General features: G+C 55.7%; 24 protein-coding genes. 9 read left to right on the forward strand and 15 right to left on the reverse strand.

All coding sequences use genetic code 11. From position 1 onward, the window contains the following. Positions 1 to 27 precede the first annotated feature (27 nt). Both BKP64_RS03800 and BKP64_RS03805 read left to right on the forward strand, forming a co-directional pair. Positions 28 to 1,653, forward strand: coding sequence for an OmpP1/FadL family transporter (locus tag BKP64_RS03800; RefSeq protein WP_070966235.1), 1,626 nt, complete (start codon positions 28 to 30; stop codon positions 1,651 to 1,653). A 118-nt stretch (positions 1,654 to 1,771) separates the two neighbouring features. Then, a complete protein-coding gene (locus BKP64_RS03805; RefSeq protein ID WP_227515495.1) occupies positions 1,772 to 2,686 on the forward strand; it encodes a MalM family protein in 915 nt (304 codons plus the stop codon). Between the two features lie 10 nt (positions 2,687 to 2,696). On the opposite strand, the gene BKP64_RS03810 is transcribed toward BKP64_RS03805, so the two are convergent. The 3 genes from BKP64_RS03810 to BKP64_RS03820 are packed head-to-tail and all read right to left on the reverse strand — an operon-like array spanning position 2,697 to position 5,111. Continuing rightward, positions 2,697 to 3,731 carry a polysaccharide deacetylase family protein gene (locus BKP64_RS03810; protein ID WP_070966239.1) on the reverse strand — a complete coding sequence of 345 codons (1,035 nt, stop codon included), beginning with the start codon at positions 3,729 to 3,731 and terminating at the stop codon, positions 2,697 to 2,699. Between the two features lie 42 nt (positions 3,732 to 3,773). After that, on the reverse strand, positions 3,774 to 4,439 hold the full coding sequence (locus tag BKP64_RS03815) for a DNA-J related domain-containing protein (RefSeq protein ID WP_070966242.1): 666 nt from the start codon (positions 4,437 to 4,439) through the stop codon (positions 3,774 to 3,776). Positions 4,440 to 4,466: 27 nt separating this feature from the next. Then, complete coding sequence (locus tag BKP64_RS03820) at positions 4,467 to 5,111, reverse strand: TetR/AcrR family transcriptional regulator (RefSeq protein ID WP_070966245.1); 645 nt, start codon at positions 5,109 to 5,111, stop codon at positions 4,467 to 4,469. A gap of 84 nt (positions 5,112 to 5,195) precedes the next feature. On the opposite strand from BKP64_RS03820, the gene ttcA reads away from it, so the two are divergent. Then, on the forward strand, positions 5,196 to 6,098 hold the full coding sequence (gene ttcA / locus BKP64_RS03825) for a tRNA 2-thiocytidine(32) synthetase TtcA (RefSeq protein ID WP_070973539.1): 903 nt from the start codon (positions 5,196 to 5,198) through the stop codon (positions 6,096 to 6,098). Between the two features lie 46 nt (positions 6,099 to 6,144). Here ttcA and BKP64_RS03830 read toward each other — a convergent pair whose 3' ends face one another. The 9 genes from BKP64_RS03830 to ccoN all read right to left on the reverse strand — a co-directional run bounded on the left by BKP64_RS03830 (position 6,145) and on the right by ccoN (position 14,823). Further along, positions 6,145 to 6,834 (reverse strand): sulfite exporter TauE/SafE family protein, encoded by a 690-nt coding sequence (locus BKP64_RS03830; RefSeq protein WP_070966247.1) that lies wholly within the window; start codon positions 6,832 to 6,834, stop codon positions 6,145 to 6,147. Continuing rightward, positions 6,834 to 7,079, reverse strand: a complete 246-nt coding sequence (ccoS, locus tag BKP64_RS03835) for a cbb3-type cytochrome oxidase assembly protein CcoS (protein WP_070966250.1) — start codon at positions 7,077 to 7,079, stop codon at positions 6,834 to 6,836. Before ccoS ends, BKP64_RS03830 begins: the two co-directional genes overlap by 1 nt. A gap of 39 nt (positions 7,080 to 7,118) precedes the next feature. Then, positions 7,119 to 9,572: a heavy metal translocating P-type ATPase gene (locus BKP64_RS03840; RefSeq protein ID WP_070966253.1), complete on the reverse strand. Its 2,454-nt coding sequence runs from the start codon at positions 9,570 to 9,572 to the stop codon at positions 7,119 to 7,121. Continuing rightward, entirely contained in the window at positions 9,569 to 10,084 is a 516-nt protein-coding gene (locus BKP64_RS03845) for a FixH family protein (protein ID WP_070966254.1), read from the reverse strand. The genes BKP64_RS03840 and BKP64_RS03845 overlap by 4 nt, the downstream gene beginning before the upstream one ends. A 42-nt stretch (positions 10,085 to 10,126) precedes the next feature. Next, a complete protein-coding gene (gene ccoG, locus BKP64_RS03850) occupies positions 10,127 to 11,557 on the reverse strand; it encodes a cytochrome c oxidase accessory protein CcoG (RefSeq protein WP_070966256.1) in 1,431 nt (476 codons plus the stop codon). Between the two features lie 133 nt (positions 11,558 to 11,690). Beyond that, a complete protein-coding gene (gene ccoP, locus BKP64_RS03855) occupies positions 11,691 to 12,581 on the reverse strand; it encodes a cytochrome-c oxidase, cbb3-type subunit III (RefSeq protein WP_070966258.1) in 891 nt (296 codons plus the stop codon). Continuing rightward, positions 12,578 to 12,763: a CcoQ/FixQ family Cbb3-type cytochrome c oxidase assembly chaperone gene (locus BKP64_RS03860; RefSeq protein ID WP_070966261.1), complete on the reverse strand. Its 186-nt coding sequence runs from the start codon at positions 12,761 to 12,763 to the stop codon at positions 12,578 to 12,580. The genes ccoP and BKP64_RS03860 overlap by 4 nt, the downstream gene beginning before the upstream one ends. A 5-nt stretch (positions 12,764 to 12,768) precedes the next feature. Then, complete coding sequence (ccoO, locus tag BKP64_RS03865; protein ID WP_070966264.1) at positions 12,769 to 13,377, reverse strand: cytochrome-c oxidase, cbb3-type subunit II; 609 nt, start codon at positions 13,375 to 13,377, stop codon at positions 12,769 to 12,771. 15 nt (positions 13,378 to 13,392) lie between these two features. Continuing rightward, complete coding sequence (gene ccoN / locus BKP64_RS03870) at positions 13,393 to 14,823, reverse strand: cytochrome-c oxidase, cbb3-type subunit I (RefSeq protein ID WP_070966266.1); 1,431 nt, start codon at positions 14,821 to 14,823, stop codon at positions 13,393 to 13,395. Between the two features lie 220 nt (positions 14,824 to 15,043). Between ccoN and BKP64_RS03875 the strand changes: the two genes are divergently transcribed. After that, positions 15,044 to 15,691, forward strand: a complete 648-nt coding sequence (locus BKP64_RS03875) for an alpha/beta family hydrolase (RefSeq protein ID WP_198402640.1) — start codon at positions 15,044 to 15,046, stop codon at positions 15,689 to 15,691. Between the two features lie 2 nt (positions 15,692 to 15,693). Here BKP64_RS03875 and BKP64_RS03880 read toward each other — a convergent pair whose 3' ends face one another. Further along, positions 15,694 to 17,535 carry a sensor domain-containing diguanylate cyclase gene (locus BKP64_RS03880; protein ID WP_070966269.1) on the reverse strand — a complete coding sequence of 614 codons (1,842 nt, stop codon included), beginning with the start codon at positions 17,533 to 17,535 and terminating at the stop codon, positions 15,694 to 15,696. Between the two features lie 116 nt (positions 17,536 to 17,651). Here BKP64_RS03880 and rlmM point away from each other — a divergent pair, with 116 nt between their 5' ends. After that, a complete protein-coding gene (rlmM, locus tag BKP64_RS03885) occupies positions 17,652 to 18,728 on the forward strand; it encodes a 23S rRNA (cytidine(2498)-2'-O)-methyltransferase RlmM (protein WP_070966271.1) in 1,077 nt (358 codons plus the stop codon). Between the two features lie 9 nt (positions 18,729 to 18,737). Here rlmM and BKP64_RS03890 read toward each other — a convergent pair whose 3' ends face one another. Beyond that, a complete protein-coding gene (locus BKP64_RS03890) occupies positions 18,738 to 19,028 on the reverse strand; it encodes an antibiotic biosynthesis monooxygenase family protein (RefSeq protein ID WP_070966274.1) in 291 nt (96 codons plus the stop codon). A gap of 86 nt (positions 19,029 to 19,114) precedes the next feature. On the opposite strand from BKP64_RS03890, the gene tusA reads away from it, so the two are divergent. Beyond that, positions 19,115 to 19,357, forward strand: coding sequence for a sulfurtransferase TusA (gene tusA, locus BKP64_RS03895; protein ID WP_070966277.1), 243 nt, complete (start codon positions 19,115 to 19,117; stop codon positions 19,355 to 19,357). A gap of 6 nt (positions 19,358 to 19,363) precedes the next feature. On the opposite strand, the gene dsbD is transcribed toward tusA, so the two are convergent. Beyond that, positions 19,364 to 21,280: a protein-disulfide reductase DsbD gene (dsbD, locus tag BKP64_RS03900; RefSeq protein ID WP_070966279.1), complete on the reverse strand. Its 1,917-nt coding sequence runs from the start codon at positions 21,278 to 21,280 to the stop codon at positions 19,364 to 19,366. A gap of 160 nt (positions 21,281 to 21,440) precedes the next feature. On the opposite strand from dsbD, the gene BKP64_RS03905 reads away from it, so the two are divergent. The 3 genes from BKP64_RS03905 to pdxB are packed head-to-tail and all read left to right on the forward strand — an operon-like array spanning position 21,441 to position 24,483. Beyond that, on the forward strand, positions 21,441 to 22,031 hold the full coding sequence (locus BKP64_RS03905) for an elongation factor P hydroxylase (RefSeq protein WP_070966282.1): 591 nt from the start codon (positions 21,441 to 21,443) through the stop codon (positions 22,029 to 22,031). Further along, on the forward strand, positions 22,028 to 23,308 hold the full coding sequence (locus BKP64_RS03910) for a DEAD/DEAH box helicase (protein WP_070966285.1): 1,281 nt from the start codon (positions 22,028 to 22,030) through the stop codon (positions 23,306 to 23,308). Before BKP64_RS03905 ends, BKP64_RS03910 begins: the two co-directional genes overlap by 4 nt. Positions 23,309 to 23,328: 20 nt before the next feature. Next, positions 23,329 to 24,483 (forward strand): 4-phosphoerythronate dehydrogenase PdxB, encoded by a 1,155-nt coding sequence (gene pdxB / locus BKP64_RS03915; protein WP_070973541.1) that lies wholly within the window; start codon positions 23,329 to 23,331, stop codon positions 24,481 to 24,483. The last annotated feature ends 31 nt before the right edge of the window (positions 24,484 to 24,514 follow it).

A 24,514-nucleotide genomic window follows, 5' to 3' on the forward strand; every position in this document is an offset into this window, starting at 1 on the left:
GCCGATTTACGGGAAGGGAAGGATTTCATGGGACATCACAGTCACAAGCGCGAGATTCTCGGGGCATTCATTGCTGCGACCATGTCGTTCGGTGCCGAGGCACAGCTTGCACAGAACCTCACAATTCATCCGAAAGCTCTGGCTCTAGGCAATGCCGTAACTGCAGATCCTCCGGGAATCATGGCGATTCACTACAATCCGGCCGGCCTGACCAAACTGGATGGTCGTCAGCTGGAAGTGAACCTGATGAGCGTGTATCTGGACATTGACGCTGACTTTATCGCTCCAGACGGCTATGAAATCTTTGGGATAGATGGCCTGGAAACCGACCCCCTGACAGGGAAGCAGAAAGATCCGGTAGCAAACACCCACAGTCATACCAATAATGTGGCACTTTACGTGCCCGGGTTCGGTATTCTCCGGACCCCTCCGGGGCCGGCGCTTGCACCCTCAGCCGGAATCAGCATTAACCCCCCGGGGTCCAAGCTGACCTTCGCCAACGCCTTTTACTTGCCTCTGGCAGCGGGGTTCTATCGGGACAAGGACGATCCCGGACGCTATCAACCGCAGGCCACGGCGCTTCAGAGAACCACCTATCTGTCGCCAAGTGTTGGCTATGAGATTAACGATGAGTGGTCCGTTGGCGCAGGTATTCATCTGTCCCATATGGGGATTGCTGCGGACCAGTATATGCGGGCCCCGAACCTGCTTCTTGGTGTCGCAGAGATTCTTCAGGACGCTTTCAACTGCGAAAGCGGCGACGAACCGCTCCAGCCATGGCTGGCCCTGTGTGGTGGTAACGTTGGTCCATGGGATGATATCGGTGCCCTGAGCATCAATGTTCAGGAAACCCTCTCTCCGACCTATGCTCTCGGCGTCATGTGGGAACCTACGGACTGGTTCAGTTGGGGGGCAAGTTATACCTCCGAAGCCGAAATGAACATGAAGGGCACCTTTGAAATCGAGTATACGGACGACTGGTCCGGCTTCTGGCAGAGTGTCAACGGCTCGGTTCTGGGTGCCATCACCTCAGCCATTCTGAGTTTGCCCTCGGGAGCCCCTCGGGAGGCAGGTAATGTCAGTATGGACCTGGTATATCCCCAGCATTTCCAGACCGGAATCAGCGTGGATGTTCACCCGAAGCTGACGTTGAATGCCGACATCGGGTGGACAGATTATGAGCAGTGGGATGCATTCGTTTTCCGTTTTGATCGTAATCTGGAGTTTCTGAATGCGGCGAGAATTCTGTCTCCCGACAATGCCACGCCGAATACGTTGCGATTGCCCCTGGGTTTCAAGAGCCAGTGGAACTGGGCCTTTGGAGCCGAGTTCCATGCGTCCTCACGGCTCGACCTTCGGGCCGGTGTTGAAATCCGGGATTCAGTGATACCCGACGACCAGCGCCAGGTGATGGCGCCCTTCGGGGGAGCCAATCTCTACAGCGTTGGTATGGGCTACAAGTGGGACAAGAATACCGAGATCGATATGAATCTCAGCTATCTGCACTCGATCGAAACTATTCCGGCAGATACCAGTTGCAACGTAAACTGCGACAATATTACCAATATTATTTACAACCCTTATGCAGGTCTGGATATCAAAACCTCGTTGAGGGTGGTCATGGCAGGTCTGAGCTTCCGCACAAAGTTCTGACGGCCGGCTCCGAAAAAGTGAGGACGTTGTCCGCATGAAAGCCAGTGTAATTTTCAGATCAGCCGTGTTCTCGCTGTTAGCCGTCCTGATTGGCGGGTGCCAGGTTGGGGGGTCACCCGTGTCAAATCGTGAAGGTTATTTTACCTGGGTGGATGAACAGGGCCGCGTGCGTTACTCGCCGATCGCCGAGTCACCGGATTCGGGTTCGGCCAGAAAGCCGGAAACCGAAACTGAGACTGAAACCGAGTACACGCTTGAAAACTACCCGGATGCCGACCAGCTTTCGAAGGATGGTTATGTTCGTCCCGGCGAACGCCCGCCTTACTTCACCTGGCGCGACGCAGAGGGAAATGTCCGGGTCAGCTATTATCAGCCAGATACCAGGGCGGATGAAGAAAAGGGGCAGGTTAAGCCACCCATCGAATTGACGCCGGCCAGTGTTTACCACGCGGGTCCGGAGGTGAAACTCGCAGAACCTGTTTCAGGTAGCGATCCCGACGCGTTCGCCGTTTTGGGGATTGAGCCCGGAACCGAGAGTTTTTTTACCCGCTTTGAGAAGTCCTGTTGTCAGGATCTGGACACGGAAGACCACAAAGAATGGCAACTGGGTCGGGAGTTCGGCTTTTACATTACCGAAGATTCTCCCGTCCATGACTTTATGACCGGCCGAAGCCCTTATCAGTTGGTTGCGCTTTCCAGTGTAATCACTCACCCGGACTTCATCATGCGGGTACGCTCATATACAAAAGGCGGCGTATTTGCGCCGTCCCTGCTGTTTCTGGACCGGGATTTCGCTCCGGTCCGCCTGGTGACAGATCTGGTGAGCGAGTATGAGCCTGAAAACTGGCACCGAAGAGGCTACCTTGAGTCATGGATACCGGTCTTTCCGAGCGAGGGGGAGCGCTGGGTGGTGTTCTTTACCCGAGACCAGGATCTTGTTGGGCAGGAGGTTATCGAAACAAGACGCGGACTCAAAGCCATTCCTCATGCCTCTGTTGGCGAGATTGGACTAATGATGGCCGAGGAGGATTGACCCGCCAGGGTCAGTCCTCTGGTTTGCCAGGATCCAGCCATTGCTGTGACAGCCAATAAAACTGACCGTTTCCGGCAGGATATGTGCAGTTGTAGCGGAAACGTCGGCTGTTGAATGCCTTCGGTGCCTGAACCTCCACCTGGCCACCTTCCGTTAGCCTGAATTCGATTCGCCCCATCCCCGATGCAAAACAGGTGAGCTTTGAGGCTTTCATATCGTCTGGCAGAGCCAGAGACATTAGCGGAGGATTTGACCTGATTACACTGTCAGGAAGCATTCTGGCATCAATCGGGAAAGCCTTGCTCAGAAGCTTGCTCTCCAGGCTGCCGAGCTGGCCATAGGCATTGGCCATGGGGAACCGCGGCAGCCTGGTTTTCTCCGAATTGGCGGCGATGGCACCACTTTGCTGGCCAAAGCCAAGCCAGCCCCTATCTGCAATCATGCTCTCCAGCGACTGGTCGAACTCGCCGTAGGGATAAGCGAACATCGGTGTTTCGGTGCCAAGTTCTTCGCTCAGTCGGCTCTGGGCATCATCCAGACTGTGTTTGACTCTCTGGCGCCAGTGTTTTTCGGCTTCGTCGGGTTTCCTGGCCAGATGGCCGTGATCGGCGCTGTGATTTGCGATGGAGACCTGCTGCTGTTTTGAAAGCTCGGAAAGCTGCTCCCAAGTCATATATCCAGGTCGGCCAACGGCAGACGTGTTGACGAAAATGGTGTATGGATAATCAAATTCTGCGAGCGTTGGCGCGGCCGAGGTATAAACGGACTCGTAGGCATCGTCGAAGGTAATCGCAACCCGGTTGCTTGCACTGCTTTCGCCGTTGAGCGCTTTGTTGGTGCCGGATTGCAGCGGTACAACAGGCAGCCCCAAGTCCCGGATAAACGTCATTTGCGCCTCAAACAGTGAAGTGGATGTGCTGGTTGAGGGCGGCGTCGAATCGCTGACATGATGATATTGCAGCACCACGAGGTCAGCCCGAGAGCCGAACGTGATAGTTGTCAGTACAAGAAGTATCAATACATTCAGAAAGCTTCGGGGCGCCATAAAATATCCTTTGAAAAATCTGAGAATCAGCCTGATGCCTGTTCACCCGACGAGGCGAAAGTGAGCCTTGAGCACAGAAAATGCGTGATTTAGGCCCTGAATGGTTTCTGTATCGCCCCCGCGGTCGGGGTGTGCCTGCATGACGGCCCTTCGAAACCGATGTTTCACCTCCGGAAAACTCTCAGGCATGCCGCTGAAACCAAGCCTTTCGGCGGCATTCAGGGCTTCTGAACGCTCCGGAGTGCCGCCTGGTCCACCAGCCCAGAAATCGTTCATCATCCTCTGTATCGCTTCCTCAGGGAGGCGATACTGGGAGAGGTCCAGATAGAACTGTCTCAGGCTGTCCACGCTATCGGGCATACCGAGGCCGCCAACCGCGTCCGCAAAGGATAGGCGGATGCTGAGGGGGGATATGGCGAGAGTTTCTCCGGTTTCGACAAGCTGATCCCGTAACCGGTAAAGCACATGAAATAGCAGAAAGTGGATCGGATAGAGGTTTTCAGGTTCGTTGAATCTGACCTCACCGATGAGTTCCCACGGCGGACGCTGTAACAGCTTGATCAACCCCAGCTCGTTGATGCCAGCCGGAGCCCTGCGCAATTCATGTTCAACAGCCACCAAGAGATGCTGGACTTGCTGTTCCAGCATAGCATCGTCGTCTTGTTGTTGGGCCTGCGGTGTCTGCAGACCCGAAGTAAAGTTTGTCATGGGCCCATGGTAGGGGACTGGAGGCATTCAGGAAAGCGTTGCGAGTTCGGGCATGCCGCCAAGGAATAAGGCAGTTGAGAAACGGGTCGCCTTGAGGGCTTCCTGATCTGCGGTTTCCGGCGCCTGGTGAACCCGGCGCGCAACCGTAAGGCTCATTTCGTAAGCAACGCCGAAAAAGGCTGCACACAGATACTCGTGATCGAGCCTGGGCAAAAGGCCACGCACCGTGGCTTCTCGAACGTCCTCCTCAAGCGACAACATTGCCAGCCCCAGAATGTCGGAGCCGAAGAGCTCCCGCAGGGCCCGGTGGTTTTTATGTGCCAACTCGTAAACAAGCGGATCCCGGGCAGTGGCCGTGTAGAGTGCCAGATAGGCATTGTGAATAAAGTCTTGTCTGGTATCGGCAGAGCGCCGATACTCGGTCAGGTGTTTATTGAGGCGGGCCAGAAAGTCCGTCAGCAATACCGCGAAGATATCCTGTTTGCCCGAGAAATAGTTGTAAAAGGTGCCTGCAGCCAGGTCAGTGCGCCTGATAATATCCCTGATCGTGGAATTCTCATAGCCTCGTTCCCGAAAGCACTCCCGGGCGGCATCAAGAATGGCTTTGCGGTTCCGGACCCGGTTAAGTTCCCGTTTTCCCGCAGTTACCTCTTTCGATTGCAACATATCCATGTTGGTATCCTGTCCCTGAATCCATGTGACGCGTATAATCCCACGCTCATTAACCTTGTGAACGTAGTGGGTGTTTCCGAAGCCATGATCGCCAGTCCCGAACAGTCTCAGGCCGTCGAGCTTGAACGCCGCCAGAAACTCGAGCTGAACAAACTGCAAAAGCGTCTGCGCCGTGACGTTGGTCAGGCCATTGCTGATTTCTCGATGATTGAAGCCGGCGACAAGGTAATGTGTTGCCTGTCCGGTGGCAAAGACTCCTATGCCATGCTCGACATTCTGCTCAATCTGCAGAAAAGCGCCCCGGTCTCCTTTGAGCTGATCGCGGTCAACCTTGACCAGAAACAGCCCGGTTTCCCCGAGGAAGTGCTGCCCGAATACCTGAACGCCTTGGGTATCGAGTATCACATCATCGAGAAAGACACCTACAGTATTGTTAAGGAAAAAGTACCGGAAGGGAAGACCACCTGCGGTCTTTGTTCCCGGCTACGTCGCGGAATTCTCTATAATTTTGCCGAAGAGCATGGTGTGACCAAGATCGCGCTGGGCCACCATCGCGATGATATGCTGGAAACCCTGTTCCTGAACATGTTCTATGGCGGCAAGCTCAAGTCCATGCCTCCGGTATTGCACAGTGACGACGGGCGCAACACGGTGATTCGGCCGCTGGCGTTCAGCCGGGAGAAAGATATCGCACGGTATGCTGCCCTGCGGCAGTTCCCGATCATTCCCTGTAACCTGTGCGGCTCCCAGGAGAATCTGCAGCGCCAGGTTATCAAGGATATGTTCCAGTCCTGGGACAAGCAGCATCCGGGACGCCTCGAAACCATGTTCCGAGCCATGTGCAACGTTGAGCCATCTCATCTTGCAGACACGAATCTGTACGATTTCCGCGAAGGTAAGCGACTCGGTGGGAAGCGCCAGGCCGTTCAGACTTCGGAGCCCTCAGAAACCCGGGACTTTGGCCGCCTGGATGTTTTGAACATCTAGAGTGTGGATCCGGTCGAGCTTCAGGCGATGCTTTCAGGGCCGGTCATCAGAATCCTGCTAAGGCTTGCAGCGGCATTGTCCAGAGCCCGAACAGAATCAGCAGGCCACCGGTGATTTTCCGGAACAACGGGTTACCTTGAAGCCCCCGGACCTGGTTCGCAGCATAGCCGGTAGCCAGCATGGACGGAAGGGTGCCTAGCCCGAAGAACACCATGGTCAGTGCGGCTGAGCCGACTGAAGGCTGCAGTGCAGCCCACCCGAGCGTGCTGTAAATGAGTCCGCAAGGCAGCCAGCCCCAGAGTACCCCTAGCGCCAGCGCCTGCCCGACGTGATTGACGGGCAAAAAGCGTTTTGTAAGCGGTGAAAGACGTTTCCAGACGGGCGCACCGACCCTCTCGACATACCGGATGCCTTGCCACCACTGCCCCATGGATAGCCCCATGAAAATCAGCAGCAGGCCGGCAGTAGCCCTCAGCAACACGCCGATTTCTGCCCATTGGCTTGCAACAGAGGTGCTCAAGAGTGCTATCAGTGTGGCGATTAACGCGTAACTGGTGATGCGGCCAACGTTAAAGCCGACCAGCATCAGCGTCTGGCGGAATCGGAAGCCTTTGCCCACGGGTAGAGCCATGGAGAGCGATGCGCTTATGCCACCACACATTCCAAGACAGTGCGTACTGCCCAGCAGGCCAATCAGAAAGGCGCTTGGGTAGCTGAGATAGAGTTCCGGTGTCATCAGCTTTTCGGCGCTTCCTGGTCCGGCTCATCGGCTTTGGTACCGGCTGTTTGCTGATCTGTGGCAGAGGGTTTATCGGTCCGCGCTTCGTCCGGAATCATGTCCTTGTCATCGTCGTACAGAATCCGGTGAGCGGGGCCTTCCAGATCGTCGTACTGACCGCTTTTGACAGCCCATGAAAACAATACCACGCCCAGCGCCACCACAATCAGTACGAGTGGAACCAGGATCATTACAATTTGCATGGCAGACCTCGCTGACGTGGATAAAGTACGGCTAAGGTATCAGGACAGCGCTTGAGCGCCAACTGACGGATTGTCCTGACTCAGCGATTGCGCCGTTGGCGCTCTGCCAAGTCGAAGGGCATTTAAAACGACAACCAAAGAGCTGAGAGACATGCCGATGGCCGCAAGCCATGGCGGAACCAAGCCGGCGGCCGCAAGGGGCAGGGCGCAAATGTTATAGACCAGGGCCCAGACAAGGTTCTGCCGGATAACCTTTCGGGTTTGACGACTGGTCTTCAGGGCCTCAACCAATTGCGTGAGCTGGCCATTGAGCAAGACTGCATCCGCTTTAAGCTGGGTAAGATCCGCTGCGGAACCCATCGCAACAGAAATCCCGGCACCCGCCATGGAAGGCAGGTCATTAAGGCCGTCGCCAACCATCATGACGCTGTGGCCGTCATTCGTGAGTTTTTCCAGTACGCCCAGCTTATCCTCTGGCGATGCCTGGCCAATTGCTTCCTCAATACCCAGAGCTCTGGCAACGTCCACGACGTGGCTGGATCGGTCGCCACTGAGCAGAATGGTTCGAATTCCGGCTTTCTGTAGTGCCTTGATTGCGGAAACCGCATCGTCTCTGATCTCGTCATCAAGCCGGAAACAGGCAAGCCATTCCCGGTCAGAGGCCAGCCAGACTTCCATGCCTTGATGACCGGAGGAGTCGGGTGCCGGCATCTCAACCTGCTTCTGAACAAAATCTTTATGTCCGATATAGAAACCCTGGTCATTGAGCTTGCCTGACAGTCCGCCACCCAGGTGGTTTTCGACATGCTCTATTGCCGCTGAAGGGCGGTTATGAAAGACCCGGGCAACGGGGTGCTCCGAGTGCTTTTCGAGCCCTGCCGCCAACTTCAGGCAGCTTGCCTCATCCAGGCTGCCCGAGGTCTGAAGTTCAACGAGGCTCAGCTCCCCTTTGGTCAGGGTGCCGGTCTTGTCGAAAATAATGGTGTCGATGGTGTTCATCGACTCCAGTGTGTGGCCGCGTGTGGGCAGGAATCCCAGTCGCCGGAGTTTTACCGTTGCAGAGGTGATGGCTGTTGGTGTCGCAAGCGACAGTGCGCAGGGGCAGGTGACAACCAGTACCGAAAGGGTAATGTCGAAGGCGTTCTCGGCGCCGGCCAGCCACCATCCGATCCAGACGATCGGCGCAAGAATCAGTACGCGCCCGACGAATTTCCCGGCGATCCTGTCCGCCATCCGCGCCACCGGTGGCTTCTCGGCCTGTACCCGGTCGAGTACACGAAGTATGCCGGAAAGACGGGTCTGGGAACCGGACCTTAGGACGCGAACGTCTAGCGGGTTTTCTCCGTTGATGCTTCCGGCATGGACCGCATCGCCGGGTGTTCGTGTTTCGGGAAGGTATTCGCCAGTCAGTGCTGCTTCATTCAGGGTGGAATGGCCGCGAATGATTTCACCGTCTATGGGTAGCGTCTCACCGGGGCGGATTCGAACCACATCGCCCGGCTTTATCTGATGGGCCGGCACGATATCTGTCTGATCTCCATCTACCCGTGCGGCGACAGTGGGCTGAAAGCCTGCCAGTGCATTGCCGGTCAGTCCTGCCCGATACCGTGCCTGCACCTCAACATAGCGCCCCAGAAGCAGGAAAAAGGTAAACATGCACACCGACTCAAAATAGACTTCCTCGCCGCCAAACACCGTAACCCAGGTGCTGGCCAGGTAGGCGAGACCAATGGCAATGGCGACCGGGACGTCCATTGTAAGTTGCCGGCTTCTGATATCCCTGTGGGCATTCCGGAAAAAGGGGCGCGCACTGTAGAGAACCACTGGTGTGGTGATCAGGAGGCTGAACCAGCGGAAGAAGGCGACGAACTCTGGTGACACGCCTGTCACCATATCGAAATAGAGGGGGAAGGCCAGCATCATGCTCTGAAACGAGCCGATACCAGCAAGAGTCAGCCGGATGAGCATGGAGCGATGTTCGGCTTTGAGCGCCCGCTCGACTTCATCCGGCTGGTAGGGCCGGGCGGTGTAGCCAAGTTCGTGAATCGCTATGAGCAGATCACTCAGCCTTGCCTTGTCCTGGGACCAGACCAGGCGAGCTCGCTGGGTTGTATGGTTCACTGAAAAGGTCTGCACGCCCGGCTGCTTTTTCATGTGGTTTTCCAGCAACCAGATGCAGGCAGCACAAGTAATGCCGCCAATCAGTAGCTGAGCCTCCTGACCGCCCTTGACCGGGACCACGAATGAGGCCTGTACCACAGGGTGATCCAGTTCCCTCAGGCGACCAAGCTCGGAGGAGGTTAATTCTCGCGGGGTAACTGCCGGTTCAGTGCGAAAATCGTAAAACCCATTGAGCCCCTCGGTATGAATGGTTTCGCAGACCGCCTTGCAGCCGTGGCAGCAAAAATGTCGTGTTGTGCCATTCAGATCGAGGGTGATCTCAGGCTCTCCGGAGGCCGGTTCGCCGCAATGAAAGCAATCCAGGGGGGTCACCCTCGGGCAGCGCCTTCTGAACTGACGGTGATTCCATTTTCGGCAGGCAGCTGGGTTTCACCTTTTAACCGCCACTTATTGTCAGGACCCCGCAGGTCGTAGTACCAGCGACCGTTGATGTCGTCCAGCATTTGTCCACGGTAATGCCCGGTCCCGGTTCTCTGGAACTGGATTGTCCTGTCCCTGTCGGCAAGGGTTGGGTGGAACAGGTTCAAGACGAGGTATGGGAAATCGGCGGGGCCATTATCCGTATTCAGATTCAGAGAAATATTGCGGTTGTCAAAATTCAGCTCTGCCATCATACCCAGGTCAGCCGCTTTCTGGTCCCGCGCGATCTCAAGGTTGATTCCGCGACCTTGCTTGGAGTAATCGTCGGTCACCATGGTGTCTTTCATGTTTGTCGCCACGATAATCATGGAAATGCACCATATAATGGCCGCCAGGGGGAAAATGGTCAGAAACCAGAACCAGGGCTGACGATACCAGGGCGCGACTGGAGCTTGTTCGGTCATAGTACTCAATCTCTTTAAAACGGGTGGTTGCCGCAATATCAGCTATCGCGTTGGACCGACAAATCGGCTTTCGGTTTCCAGGTTAAGAGAACTATCGGTTGTCGATTCAGCCCGGAACCGAATTTCGTTGTTGGATGCTTCGATAGACTCGGGCGGCACGTCAACGACCGTCGGTAATGCACGGTTTTCCCCACTCTCGACGGTAACCGAAGTCTGTGTAAGGATCTGGATCCCCTCCAGGCCATCCACCGACAATGAGAAGGTTTGGGGCACCTCGGTCATATTGGCGATCTTCAGGGTGTAGGAGTTTTCAACGCGGCCTTGGCCATTGAAGCTGAAGAGCGCCCCCCGGTCCCGGATAACGTCCATCTGTGCGGGCACCCGAGTAGCGATTGTGAAACCGATGGCTGCAATCATTAAAGAGAGCACGGCGCCGTAGCCAAATGTCCGCGGCCGCAGCAGTTTGGAGGTCTTGCCCTCAAGCTCATTCTCAGTTGTGTAGCGAATCAGCCCCCTTGGGTAGTTCATCTTGTCCATAATTTCATCGCAGGCATCAATGCACAGGGCACAGCCTATACACTCGTACTGGAGTCCATCACGGATATCGATTCCTGTTGGGCAAACCTGCACGCACTGGCCACAATCAATACAGTCGCCGAGCCCGGCTTTCGCCGGGTCTATGCCTTTCTTCCGGCCGCCCCGGGGCTCTCCCCTGTTCGGGTCGTAGGAGACAACGCGAGTGTTCGGGTCAAACATTACTGACTGGAAGCGGGCATAGGGACACATGTACAGACAAACCTGTTCACGCATCCATCCCGCATTGAGGTAAGTGGCGACAGTAAAGAACGCTACCCAGAAGTATGCCCAGCCGTTGGCCTGCAGGGTAAAGAGATCGCCGATCAATTCCCGGATAGGATAGAAATAGCCCACAAAGGTCAGGCCAGTGGCCAAGGCGATCAGAAGCCACGCCGCGTGTTTGGCGGATTTCTTGACGATTTTTTCCGCAGACCGGGGAGCCTTGTCGAGCTTCATTCTTTTATTTCGGCTACCCTCAATACGCTCTTCAACCCACATAAAGATGAAGGTCCACACGGTTTGTGGGCAGGTATAGCCGCACCAGACACGGCCAAAAAGGGTGGTGATGAAAAACAGGCCGAAGGCACAGATAATGAGCATTCCGGACAGCAGTATGAAGTCCTTCGGGTAGAAGGTCAGGCCATAGAGATGGAACTCCCGCGCGGGAAGGTCAAAGTGAATGAGGGGCTGGCCGTCCAGCGTCAGCCAGACAAACAAAAAGTACATGCCCATCAGCATCAGCAGGCTGACGTTGCGAATACGCTGAAAGAAACCTTTTACTTCTTTTACGTAGATCTTTTTGCGACTGGCATAAAGTTCGACGGTTCCGGATTTGTTGTTTTTATCGGAGGAATCAGAGGACGGGTCTACTTGTTTGACCGGAATCTCAGTGCTCATCGTTACCTCCCGATGAAATGGTATAGCGGGGAGCGGGCCCGGAGGGGACTGCTGATCTTTTCAAGCCTGTGCCCGCTGGTGCAGACACAGGGTTGAACAGACCAGGCCGGGGAGCAAGCCCCGGCCGAAAGCCTTAATTGGACAGGCTGTAAACGTACGCTGCGAGGATCTGGATCTGATCCTCAGAGAGACGGCCACCCTGTGCCGGCATCTGATTTTGCCGGCCATTCATGACGGTTTCCTTGATCCACTCATAGTTGGATCCGTAGAGCCAGGTGTTGTCCGTGAGGTTGGGAGCCCCTACCGCCTGCATGCCCTTACCATCAGCTCCATGGCAGGCAGCACAAGCCTGTGCGAATACGGCTTTTCCGGCTACGGCGGCTTGAGCATCCTGCTCACGGCCACTGAAACTAAGCACGTAGTTCACCACCTGATCAACCTGTTCGTTGGTCATGTTTGGCATCACACCCTTTGCGGGCATGTTCCCCATCCGGCCGTTGTGCAGAGTTTCCAGGATTTGGTCTGGAGTCCCACCGTACAGCCAGTCATCGTCGGTCAGGTTGGGGAAACCAACCTGACCGCGTGCTGCAGAGCCGTGACAGACAGCACAGTTATTGGCAAACAGGCGCTGGCCAATCTTCAGTGCGTCTTCGTTAGTGGCAAGCTCAGTCACTGGAGTCTGGCCATATTGCGCATAGATCTCGCCATATTTGTCTTCAGCCTCTGCAACTTCCGCTTCCCACTGATTGTATTGTGTCCATCCCAGCAACCCCTTGAAGTTACCAAGACCCGGGTAAAGGGCCAGGTAACCCAGGGAGAATATGCACGTGGCCATGAACAAGTAGAACCACCACTTGGGCAGTGGGTTGTCATACTCTTCGATGCCGTCGAAGGAATGCCCTGTTGTCCGGTCCGTTTCTACATCTGTGGTCTGGCTTTTGCGGGTAGCCCACAACAGCCATACACATCCGAAGATGGTACCGAGCACGATCACGCTGATCCAGATGCTCCAGAAGGTACTCATTGTTTCTTCTCCGTTTTTTCCTGTTCCAGAGTACGCTTTTCCACCTCGTCATCGTCGAAGGGCAGGTGCGCTGCTTCGTCGTTTGCCTTCCTGCGGTGCGCACTGTAGGCCCACCAGACGATTCCGAAAAACACCGCCATAACCAGAAGGGTGTGAATACCGCGTAGCTCGTTCATATCCATCGGGATCACCGTTTGTCTGAAATCACTGTACCCAGATGTTGCAGGTACGCGACCAGAGCCTCGATTTCAAATTTACCTTCCACCTGTGCCGCGGCATTGGCGATCTCTTCGTCACTGTAGGGCACGCCCAGAGCCTGAAGAGTTTCCATTTTTGCTGCGGTGCCAGTGTGGTCTACGCGGTTTTCAAACAGCCATGGAAAAGCGGGCATGTTTGATTCAGGTACCACGCTGCGCGGGTTATAAAGGTGCTGCCGCTGCCAGGCATCTGAATAGCGACCGCCAACCCGGGCGAGATCCGGCCCGGTGCGCTTGGAGCCCCAGAGGAACGGGCGGTCGTAAACGAATTCACCCGCAACGGAATAATGTCCATAACGTTCCGTTTCTGCCCTGAACGGACGAATTTGCTGGGTGTGGCAAACGTGGCAGCCCTCACGGATATAGATATCCCGACCCTCAAGCTGAACCGCTGTGTAGGGTTTCAGACCTTCCACTGGCTCGTTGGTCTCCTTCAGGAAGAACAGGGGAACAATCTCAACCAGAAAGCCACCGCTTATGGTCAGGATGATCAAAATGATCATGAGACCGATATTCTTTTCAACAATTTCGTGTTTCATCTGATCTCTCTCCCGTTACGCCGCTTGGACCGCTGCGTTGTCCTGTGCAGTTGCCTCTTTCTGGCGAACGGTCATGTACACGTTGTAAGCCATGATCAGCATGCCGCCGAGGAAGATGACGCCACCGAGGAATCGGACGAAGTAGCCTGGGTAGGAGGCCTCAAGAGATTCGACGAAGCTGTATGTCAGGGTTCCGTCCTCGTTGACCGCGCGCCACATCAGGCCCTGCATAATGCCATTGACCCACATCGCGACGATGTACAGTACGGTGCCGACGGTAGCGAGCCAGAAATGCACGTTGATCATTGCCGTGCTGTACATAGCCTGCAAGCCCCAGAGCTTGGGTATCAGGTGGTAGATAGCGCCGATACTGATCATGGCAACCCAGCCAAGTGCCCCGGAATGAACATGACCAATGGTCCAGTCAGTGTTGTGCGAGAGCGCATTGACGGTCTTGATGGCCATCATGGGCCCTTCGAACGTGGACATGCCATAGAAGGACAAGGACACCACGAGGAAGCGCAGGATCGGGTCGGTGCGCAGTTTGTGCCATGCGCCGGAGAGCGTCATCATCCCGTTGATCATGCCGCCCCACGATGGAGCCAGGAGTATAAGTGACATGATCATGCCCGCTGTTTGAGCCCAGTCAGGCAAGGCAGAGTAGTGCAGGTGGTGACCACCGGCCCATACGTAGGTCGCGATCAGTGCCCAGAAGTGAACGATGGACAGGCGATAGGAGTAAACCGGGCGATTGGCCTGTTTGGGAACGAAATAATACATCATGCCCAGGAAGCCGGCAGTCAGGAAGAACCCTACTGCATTATGGCCCCACCACCACTGCATCATAGCGTCGGTAACACCCGCGTATGCAGAGTAGGATTTAAATGCGCTGACTGGCAGTGCAAGGTTGTTGCCGACGTGCAGGAAGGCAACCGTAATGATAAAGGCGCCATAGAACCAGTTGGCAACATATATGTGCGGAGTGCTGCGTTTCATGACGGTGCCAAAGAACACCAGCGCGAACGCCACCCACACCACCGTAATAGCGATGTCGATTGGCCATTCGAGCTCGGCATATTCCTTGGATGAGGTAAGGCCCATCGGCAAGGAGATCGCTGCGGAAACAATGATCGCCTGCCAGCCCCAAAAAGTGAAAGCCGCCAGTCCGTCCGAGATCAGTCGGGCCTGACAGGTGCGTTGCACCACGTAATACGCCGTAGCGAACAGGGCGCTTCCGCCAAAGCCGAAGATGACGGCGTTGGTATGTAACGGCCGTAATCGACCGAAGTGCGTCCAGGGCATGTCAAGGTTCATCGCCGGCCAAACAAGCTGGGACGCGATCAACACGCCCATAGCCATGCCTACAATGCCCCAGACCAACGTCATGATGGCAAATTGTCTTACCACCTTGTAGTTGTAAGTCAGGTTTGCATTTACTGTGCTCATAGCCTTACCAATGGGTTTAAAATGGGGAAATATGCGGGCGCAAGTATGGAGAAACGATGAGCTGTTTGCAATGACTCAGGTCAACTCCCGAGGCCTGTCAAATGCGCCGAAATCAGCAACATGGCATCCCTGATGGCGAAAGATTCGCCTGTTTTTCGCGTAGGGATATGCGGTTGCCTGACATCTAATGATAGTCCCTTAAAAACCAGAGGTGAATGCAGTGGAATTGATTAAGACCAAAGGATATGGAGAAGGGGCAGAAGTTGTAATGGTTTTAGCTCATGGGGCGGGTGCTCCGGCGGATTCTCCGTTTATGCAGGAGCTGGCTGATGCGCTGGACCTGAGTGGGATTCCGAATGTCCGTTTTGAGTTCCCCTACATGCAGAAAAGAAGAAAGGATGGCAAGAAGCGGCCGCCGGACCGTCAACCAATATTGTTGGATTGCTTCAGAGACATTGTCAGTCAGGTTCGGCAAGAGGTTGGAGCTGATTGTTTGCTGACAGTGGGTGGTAAGTCCATGGGGGGCAGGATGGCGAGTATTCTTGCTACCGAAGCCACGGATATCGATGGCGTCGCCTGTTTTGGTTATCCATTCCATCCGCCTGGAAAGTCCGACCGGTGGCGTACCGGGCATTTCAGCCAGATTGGCTGCCCTATGTTAGTGGTTCAGGGCACCCGGGATCCGTTCGGGAAGCGGGAAGAATTAGCAGGCAGAGGGCCGGAGCTGCAAGGGATAACAGTCCACTGGCTAGAGGGGGGCAACCATGATTTTCAACCCCTGGCCCGCCAGAGCAGTAGCCAAAAGAACCTGATCCTTGATGCCGCGCGCGAAACCCGGTGTTTTTTTGATCAGTGTCTCCGTCGCTGAGTTTACTCTGTCGGTAGGGTGTCCGACGCAACGACCTTGTTACGGCCTGTGGCTTTGGCTTGATACAGCGCCTCGTCGGCTCGTTCGAACAAGCCGCTCTGCGTTTCTCCGTGTGTGAGAGTGGCAATGCCCGCGCTCAATGTAAGGATGGCCTTTGCCCCGTCCGGACCGGTTAACGAGCTTGTGGCAGAGTCGTGAAGAATTGCCCGGCAAACCTTACGTGCGCCTTCTGTGTCTGTCCCGGGCAGCAGCAGGGCGAACTCTTCTCCTCCAAAACGGATGGCAATGTCCCGAGGTCGCTTCACATGGCGCGTCAGGATGTCGGCGATGAATTGCAGGCAGGTGTCACCAAAGCCGTGGCCCCAAGTGTCATTTATGACCTTGAAGTGGTCGGCATCGACCAGTGCCAGAGTGAAGGGCTGACCGGTTCGGCGGGATTCAGCGCACAGTTCCGGCAGAATATTATCCAGGTGCCTGCGATTATAAAGACCGGTCAAGGCGTCGTTGAGGCTGAGGGTGGCCAGCTGGCGGTTGGCTTTCTCGAGTTCCCGCATCGTGTTCCTGAGCTGCGACGTGCGCTCGTGAACCTTGAGTTCCAGATCGAACCGGGCATTGTGTTCGACGGCTAGCAATTTTTCGTTCAGCAGGCGCCAGCGCTGAACCATGGCATAGTTCAGAAGTATAACCTGTCCGCCTACTACAAGCTGCATCAGGGCTTCCCGGGCAAGAAAATCTGCCAGGTAGCCGAAGGCAGCCAGGGCATAGACAAGTCCACCGACCAGCATGACCAGCCACGCAAGCACATACCACATGGCCGGCTGGTATCCCTGGCGCCAGCGGATGATTGCGACTATAAAAAGGCTGGAAATAACGGTGAGCGCCAAGACCGTATTTAAGAGGATGGTTTTGTTGTAAGGGAGCACCAGAGTGAGTGCCAGAAAACCAACGCAAAGCCACGCCAGAGCCTTGAGTGTAGTTTCAGCAATCGTGTTTTTTTCGACTTCAAGGAAGGAGTGGCCGAAAAGGGTCATGGAAAGAGCGCACAAAGCGAGTGCCAGCGGGATGGAAGTATTGGCAAAACCGGCACTGTCCGGCCAGAAGTATTGATTGGCGAACCCTCCCATGGAGAATAGGAAAAGGCCCAGCGCTGCCATATAAAATGCGTTGTAAAAGTATTGAACTGTCCCTGAGCTGAAGAACAGCAAAAGGTTGAAAACCGCAAATACGAGCAGAGCTCCGTAAAAAAGCCCATGAGTCAAGGTCAGGTGATTGCTCTGGGCAATCACCTGTTCAGGGGATTCGAGGCTTAAAGGTACGTTGAGGGCCCCGCTGCTCCGGACGCGCAGGGTAATTCCCCGGGTTTCACCCGAGTCAAGCGTGACGGGAAGGAGGAAATACCGGTAATCTATCCCCCTGGAATTGAAAGGGTATTGGTCCCCTGTTCTGAGGTGGTCATACCTGCCATTGCCGGTTTGCCAGAATGTGACCTCATCAAGCAGCGGATAATTGAGCTTCAGGTACCAGAGTTTCTGGGCGGGCCCCGTGTTTCTTACCTTCAGGTGGATCCAGTATACCGAGTCGGTATGGCTGAAGACGAGATCATGGCCCATGGCCGGGGTCCAATCCAGGCTTTCTGGCAGTTGCTTCGGTACTGTCGCCTCGTGAGCCGGATCCCCGGGGTCGGCGCTGTAAAAACAGATGTAACTCATGAGTGATTGGCGTGCATGGCTATCTGTTGCGTCCAGAATCGGACAATTCGGGCCCGACGCGGGAGAATCCGGCAGGGCGACAGCCGGTGCCAGGTGCAAGATCATGAAGGCCAACAGGCGCACGCACAGCGACATGTAAGGGTTCCCGCAAACAACAGAAAAGGAAGTGTAGCTAAACTACACAAGCCTCACTGTTAAACAGATTCAAATTTAAAGGGTTGCCCTTGCTTCCCTCTCATTACAGGTTTTGCATGGAACAGATTCTTGCGTTTTGCCGGCCCGGTTTTGAGGCCGAGGCCGGCCGTGAACTTACCGACAAGGGTGCTCAATGCGGCCTTTTTGGTTATTTTGAGCCGGAAAAGGGGCAGGGATTCGTTCGGTACTCCTTAAGTGGGGCAGAAACGGCAGAAACGCTGCTGGCTCGGGTAGCCCTCGAGGATTTGGTTTTTATCCGGGACTGGTTTGTCGTTCTTGGGCATTGTTCCCTGCCTGGGCAGGACCGGGTCGGTGCCGTGATTACCGGCCTTGGTAACCTCGACCGGGGGTACCCGGGGTGCGCACGACTGGAAATCCGCTTGTCGGAGAACAACAGTGATCGTGATCTTGGAAATTTTGCCCGTAAGTGGGTGTCGCCTCTGTCCCGGGGACTCAGGGGGGCTGGGTTTCTGAAGGCGGATCAGAATGCACCGGCACCCGCCAGGCTTGAGATTCTTTTGTTGGATTTCCAGCAGGCGGTTATGGGCTATAGCCTTGAAGGCAACCGGTCACGATATGTCGGTGGTATTCCCAGGTTGCGCCTGCCAGCTTCCGCGCCCAGCCGGTCGGCACTCAAGCTGGAGGAAGCCTGGAAGGTTTTTTTACCACCGGACCAGGAGCTGGATTACCTGGGTGGTGGCAAACAGGCAGCCGATCTGGGTGCGGCCCCGGGAGGCTGGACTTGGCAGTTGGTGCGTCAGGGGATGTTTGTAACCGCGGTTGACAACGGACCGATGAATGCGGAGCTGATGGCGTCGGGGCAAGTTGTCCACGTTGAGGGGGACGGTTACAGTTGGCGCCCGAAACGGGGCATTGACTGGATGGTGTGCGATATCGTGGATCAGCCCCGAAAAACCGCCAGGCTCGCAGTGGACTGGATTGCCGGCGGCTTCGCCCGGTATACGGTGTTTAACCTCAAGCTGCCGATGAAGAAACGGTATGACGAGTGGCTGATTTGCCGTGATATTATTGTCACCGGGCTGGCAGAGGCGGGCATTGGTTACAGGCTCAGGGCTCGCCACCTCTACCATGACCGGGAGGAGATTACGTGCTTTATCGAGCGTACGGGTTAGAAGCCGTGGCTAGACAGAGCTCTGTTGCAGAACGGTAATTGTCTCATTGCGGTCCATCATGGGAACAAGTTCGGCCATGAGTTCACGGCGCTCTTCTGAGTGGTACCAGCGGTCCCAGTCCGCTTCCGAGCGCCAGTTGGCCAGTGTTATTCTGTGATTAAGGTCATGGCTGTCAGCCAGCGTCTCCCCGGAAATAAAGCCAGGTGCGCTGACGGCCTGTTGCAGAACCCTTCGGGCCCGCTCCTCATAGGCGTATTCCAGTGTTTCTGCGATATGGCGTTCAATAAGGACCCGGATCATGGCCCACCTCCGTTTGGTTTAACTGTTATAAACAATAATTTAGCACGTATCCCTGAAAAAACAGGTCAGAGAAAAGGAGAAATGTGTTGGCGGCACTAGAATATGACGCGGAACTTGATGCTCGTGGTTTGTTTTGCCCGGAGCCCGTGATGATGTTGCACAACCGTATCCTTGACGTCGCTCCCGGGCGCAGCCTGAGAGTTATAGCCACCGACCCGTCAACAACTCGGGATATACCGCGCTTTTGTCAGTTTCTGGGACATGAACTGATCAGTGAGCAGGAGCAGGGTGGTGAGTTTGTCTTCCTCATCCGTCGTGGCAGGGAATAATCCCCGTCACGCGCCGATACCCAGCCGCCTCAGGTGGTCGAGGAACTCCTCGGTATTCATCTCGCCGAGAATCCGTTGTGTTGCCAGTTCCTGGCCATTCTTCCGGTAGAAGAGAATTGCCGGAGGTCCAAAAAGCCCCAGCTCATCCAGAAACGCCTGTTGGGCTACTGTATTCTCTGTTATGTCAATTTGAACCAGTGTATAGGGTGCAAGTGCCTGAATAACCGAAGGGTCACTGAACACGTTTCGCTCCATGACTTTGCACGAGATGCACCAGTCTGCGTAGAAATCCAGTACCACTGGGCGGTTCTCATTGCTGGCCTGCGCTAACAGTGAGCGTACCTCTTCGGTGGCTTCCACTCGCTGGAACTCCGCATGTCCGGCCGCTGCCAGAGGAGCTGATCTTGCCGATGCTGCAGTAAAAGGGGCGAGAGGTTTCAGTGGATCATTGGCGCCACCAACGGCGCCCGCAAGCAGGGCCAGGCCATAGGCAAACATGACCAGACCCAGGCCTTTACGGGTTCTCTCCCAGCCCGCTTTTGCGGCGTCAAATGCTCCGAGTTGTACCCCGGTGACTGCAATAAGGAATCCCCAAAGCGTCAAAGCCAGCCATGCCGGTACCAGACGCTCGATCAGCCAGATAGCAACTGCCAGGAGCATGACTCCGTAGAAATGCTTGACCGCAGTCATCCAGTGGCCGGTGGTTGGCAATAACCTTCGGCCACCGACAGCAACCAGGATCAGCGGGACACCCATCCCGAGACCCAGGGCAAACAAAGCGATTCCTCCGATCACAGCATCCTGGGTGGTGGAGATGTAGAGCAGGCTCCCGGCCAGTGGTGCGGATACGCAGGGAGATACAATCAATGCCGACAGCGCCCCGATCCCGAAGATGCTCGCGACACGGGTGCCGGTAAGGCGATGACTGGCGTCGTTCAAGGGTTCGCGGATAAATCGTGGCAACTGTATTTCAAACAGGTCGAACATGGACAGGGCGAACGCGACGAACAGTGCCGCAAAAACACCAAGAACCACAGGCGACTGAAGCTGCGCCTGGAGGTTAAAGCTGGCTCCCAGCAAGCCGGTAACGACACCTGCTGCGGCATACGTCAGGGCCATGCCCAGCACGTAGCTCCCCGAAAGCATCAGGGCGTGACTCGTACTACGGGTGTTATGGCCGGAGACCAGTGACGAGATGATAGGCACCATCGGGAGGACGCAGGGCGTAAAGGTCAGCCCCAGCCCCAACAGGAAAAATACGCCAGCGATCACTGCGGTCGACTGTCGTGAAAGAAAGCCTGCGAGCCCGGTAGCGGAGGAGGTGTCGGAAAGACTCGCTTGAAGGTCGCCATTCTCTGTGACCTGATTGGGTTTGACGGCGGGACCGGTTGAGGCGGCATCGGCGCCAGCGCCCGTTCCGCTGCCCGGGTAATACAGGACATCACGGGTCTGGGGGGGATAACACAGGCCTGCCTTGGCGCAGCCTTGATACGTAACTTTCAGTTGAGCTTCGGTAACCCCTTCAGGTAAGGATACCGGTACCCGGGCATCCACCGGATCGTAGAAGACGGTAACTTCACCAAAATATTCATCCTGGATATTCTCGCCTTGCAGCGAAAACTGTGGTTCTCCGCTTACAGTGCTCTCCGTGACAGGCGTAATTTCCACCCGCCCCTGATAAAGATAATGGCCGGGTGTAATATCCCATGAAAGAATGACCGCGCCATTGTCTGTTGTGTAGCTGAAGGGCAGGGCCTCATCCACAGGCAGGAAACCATTGCTGCTGCTCCCGAACAGGGAGCCGCCGCCATTTCCCAGAGCCATGGCGTTACCGGTGGACAGTAACATGAGCATCAGGGTTAGCCACCGAGGGAATAATCGGGCCTTCCGGTAGAAGTCGGGGACTGCAGCGAGAGCTGTCATAGGTAGTGCGTATTCCTGTCTGCTGAACGGTTCGATATGGGCTGTCTGTGCCGGCCGGCGAGCGAGCCTTGCCACGTCATATACCGCCTCAATGGACAAAGCCGGTACACCAAAGTTCCCTCTGGTATTAAAAGCGGTAAAGTCGCACAATAGCCACCCAATGAATCACAGTCCAAATGATCTTATCATGCTGTTTAATGACCTGTTCCGGGAAACTTACCGGACGGTTCTGGTCAGGGGCAGCGATGAACCTGAGTATTTGCCTGTAAGCGAACCCCTAGGGCTCGCGCAGGTCGTTTTTGCACATGGCTATTATGCCAGTGCTCTGCACGAAATAAGCCACTGGTGTATCGCTGGTGAGCACCGGCGCACACTTCATGATTATGGCTACTGGTACTGCCCGGATGGCCGTACGCCAGAGCAACAGCGAGCGTTTGAGCAGGTGGAAGTCAAGCCACAAGCGCTGGAATGGCTGTTTTCGATCGCGGCCGGCTCGCGCTTCCACATCAGTGTGGATAACCTGGCCGGAGATGGAGCTGCAGACGACACTGGCTTCAGGCTCAGTGTGGTTAGGCAGGCCGGTGACTACCTGAGGGGCGGGCTTTCTGGCCGGGCACTGGGCTTTTTGGACACACTGAAACGTTTTTATGGAACCGGAGACAGCTTCGTCGAGGCCTGGCAGCAGGACATCGGGCGAATCGCACCTTCGTACTCCGAACTGGACACCTTGAGGAAAACTGAGACTGTATGACATCTGACCCAAAGCACACTGGCGACCTTCGTTTCAGGGACTTGAATCTGGACAAGCGTCTGCTGGATGCCATTACGGCGATTGGATTTGAATACTGTACGCCCATTCAGGCTGAAACTCTCCCGTGGACCCTGGCCTGTGAGGACCTAATTGGTCAGGCACAGACTGGTACTGGCAAGACGGCGGCGTTCCTGATTACCGCCATTCAGACATTGCTGGAAACGCCCATCCCCGAAAACGAAAGATTTGCCTCCGAACCTCGGGTGTTGGCGCTGGCACCAACCCGCGAGCTGGCGATGCAAATTGCCAAGGATGCTGAGCAACTATGCCAATACACCGGTCACAACGTCGTGACTGTAGTCGGCGGCATGAATTACGACAAGCAGCGGGACCAATTGCAGAACGGGGTTGTGGATATCCTCGTGGCAACTCCGGGCCGTCTGATTGACTTTCTCGGCTCCCAGGACGTTTTCCTTGACCAGCTTGATATCCTGATCCTCGACGAGGCTGACCGGATGCTGGACATGGGCTTTATTCCTGATGTTAAACGCATTATCCGGAAGTGCTCCGCCAAGGAAGACCGGCAGACACTATTGTTCAGTGCCACCTTCAATCAGGACGTCCTCAATCTGGCTTCCATGTGGACACAGAATGCCGAGTTCGTGGAAATCGAGCCTGAGCAAAAGACGGCTGAACGAGTAGAGCAAACGGTCTATCTGGTGGGCGAAGACGAAAAACTGCCTGTTCTGGTGAACTACCTCAAGCGGCCAGAGGTAGAGAAGGCGATTGTATTCGCCAATCGTCGTGACCAGTGTCGGGACCTGGAAGAAGATCTGCGTAACCAGGGTGTCAAGGTATCCCTGATGTCGGGAGAGATCGCCCAGAACAAGCGCCTGAAGACTCTGGATCAGTTCAAGAAGGGTAGTATCCAGGTCTTGGTGGCGACCGATGTTGCGGGCCGCGGAATCCATGTGAACGGAGTGACCCACGTTTTCAACTACAATCTACCGGAAAATGCCGAGGATTACGTGCATCGAATCGGACGCACGGGTCGGGCGGGCGAGAAAGGGGTTTCTATCAGCTTTGCGAGTGAAGATGATTCATTTGCGCTGCCAGCCATTGAGACCTACATCAGTCAGAAACTGAAGACGTCGGTACCGGATGAAGGGCTTATGATGACGATGGAGAATCCGCCGATTACCCGTAAGCGCGGCGGACGTCGGCCTCAGGGTGGCCGCGGTCCGGGTAGTCGCAACCAGCGCCCTCGCAGGAACTGATGACAGAGCCGGAAACAACCATGTTGATCGTAGCAGACGAAAATATCCCGTTACTCGATTCCTTCTTTGGGGATTTTGGAGAAATCCGACGTGTGTCGGGCAGAACCATGAGCGCGGGCGATGTCCGGGATGCGGATATCCTCCTGGTGCGTTCCGTAACCCGGGTAAGTCGAGAACTGCTGGAAGGGTCCAGGGTGCGTTTCGTCGGTACGACGACCATCGGAACCGATCACGTGGACCAGGAGTGGCTGAAGCAAAACGGTATCAGTTTTTCCGCAGCGCCCGGGTGCAACGCCAACAGCGTCGCCGAGTATGTCTTGTCGATTTTGTCCCTGCATGCCGAGAGGCGCGGTCTGGATGACTGGACGCGCCTGAGTGTTGGCATTGTAGGTGTGGGCAACGTTGGCAGAGAGCTTGCCCACAAATTGGAAAGGCTGGGCTTCGCTCTCCGTCTTTGTGATCCGCCCAGAGCGGAGCATGAGGAAGAAGGCAGTCATCCATTTGTGACCCTGGATGAAGCGCTTGAGTGTGATGTGGTGACACTTCATACGCCGCTTACGAGGGATCAGGCCCACTCGACGTATCACATGGTCGGGGAGTCGGAGTTGGCTGGATTGACGGCCGAACAACTGCTGATTAATGCAGGGCGTGGTGAAGTTATCGACACAAAGGCTCTGCAGGCCCGGTTAGAGCAAGCCAGTCCGCCAATAGTGGCGCTGGATGTCTGGGAGCGCGAGCCGCATATCAATGCCGACCTGGTAGACCAGGTATGGCTGGCAACGCCGCACATCGCGGGGTACAGTCTGGAAGGCAAGGTCCAGGGTACCGAGATGATATACCAGGCACTGAGTCGTTTCCTTGGATTGCCTGTGCGAAAGAAAGCCGGGCAGTTCCTGCCCGAGCCTGCATTGAGCAAGGTTTCCTTTACCAGTGCCGCCGACGAGGATGACGCGGTCAGGATCGCTTTGCGGGCCTGTTATGATCCGCGTCGGGACGATGCCCGCCTGAGGGCCACCATGAAAGGATCACCGGAAGAGCGGGCAGCGGCCTTTGACCGCCTACGTCGGGACTACCCGGTACGGCGGGAATGTTCAAGCCTGAAAGTGCAGCTCAAAGGCACCAGTAAGTCCCTTCAGGACAGCTTCAGGGCGATTGGCTTCAAACTGAAAATCTGACCGGTCGGGCTGGGGTTCAAGAAAAAGCCGG

Source organism: Marinobacter salinus, from assembly GCF_001854125.1.
GTDB classification, from domain to species: domain Bacteria; phylum Pseudomonadota; class Gammaproteobacteria; order Pseudomonadales; family Oleiphilaceae; genus Marinobacter; species Marinobacter salinus.

Coding starts and splice junctions, on each gene's coding strand:
- BKP64_RS03800 (WP_070966235.1), top strand. CDS start 28: ATGGGACATCACAGTCACAAGCGCGAGATTCTCGGGGCATTCATTGCT.
- BKP64_RS03810 (WP_070966239.1), bottom strand. CDS start 3,731: ATGGCGCCCCGAAGCTTTCTGAATGTATTGATACTTCTTGTACTGACA.
- BKP64_RS03815 (WP_070966242.1), bottom strand. CDS start 4,439: ATGACAAACTTTACTTCGGGTCTGCAGACACCGCAGGCCCAACAACAA.
- BKP64_RS03820 (WP_070966245.1), bottom strand. CDS start 5,111: ATGGATATGTTGCAATCGAAAGAGGTAACTGCGGGAAAACGGGAACTT.
- ttcA (WP_070973539.1), top strand. CDS start 5,196: ATGATCGCCAGTCCCGAACAGTCTCAGGCCGTCGAGCTTGAACGCCGC.
- BKP64_RS03830 (WP_070966247.1), bottom strand. CDS start 6,834: ATGACACCGGAACTCTATCTCAGCTACCCAAGCGCCTTTCTGATTGGC.
- ccoS (WP_070966250.1), bottom strand. CDS start 7,079: ATGCAAATTGTAATGATCCTGGTTCCACTCGTACTGATTGTGGTGGCG.
- BKP64_RS03845 (WP_070966254.1), bottom strand. CDS start 10,084: ATGACCGAACAAGCTCCAGTCGCGCCCTGGTATCGTCAGCCCTGGTTC.
- ccoG (WP_070966256.1), bottom strand. CDS start 11,557: ATGAGCACTGAGATTCCGGTCAAACAAGTAGACCCGTCCTCTGATTCC.
- ccoP (WP_070966258.1), bottom strand. CDS start 12,581: ATGAGTACCTTCTGGAGCATCTGGATCAGCGTGATCGTGCTCGGTACC.
- BKP64_RS03860 (WP_070966261.1), bottom strand. CDS start 12,763: ATGGATATGAACGAGCTACGCGGTATTCACACCCTTCTGGTTATGGCG.
- ccoO (WP_070966264.1), bottom strand. CDS start 13,377: ATGAAACACGAAATTGTTGAAAAGAATATCGGTCTCATGATCATTTTG.
- ccoN (WP_070966266.1), bottom strand. CDS start 14,823: ATGAGCACAGTAAATGCAAACCTGACTTACAACTACAAGGTGGTAAGA.
- BKP64_RS03880 (WP_070966269.1), bottom strand. CDS start 17,535: ATGTCGCTGTGCGTGCGCCTGTTGGCCTTCATGATCTTGCACCTGGCA.
- rlmM (WP_070966271.1), top strand. CDS start 17,652: ATGGAACAGATTCTTGCGTTTTGCCGGCCCGGTTTTGAGGCCGAGGCC.
- BKP64_RS03890 (WP_070966274.1), bottom strand. CDS start 19,028: ATGATCCGGGTCCTTATTGAACGCCATATCGCAGAAACACTGGAATAC.
- dsbD (WP_070966279.1), bottom strand. CDS start 21,280: ATGACAGCTCTCGCTGCAGTCCCCGACTTCTACCGGAAGGCCCGATTA.
- BKP64_RS03905 (WP_070966282.1), top strand. CDS start 21,441: ATGAATCACAGTCCAAATGATCTTATCATGCTGTTTAATGACCTGTTC.
- BKP64_RS03910 (WP_070966285.1), top strand. CDS start 22,028: ATGACATCTGACCCAAAGCACACTGGCGACCTTCGTTTCAGGGACTTG.
- pdxB (WP_070973541.1), top strand. CDS start 23,329: ATGTTGATCGTAGCAGACGAAAATATCCCGTTACTCGATTCCTTCTTT.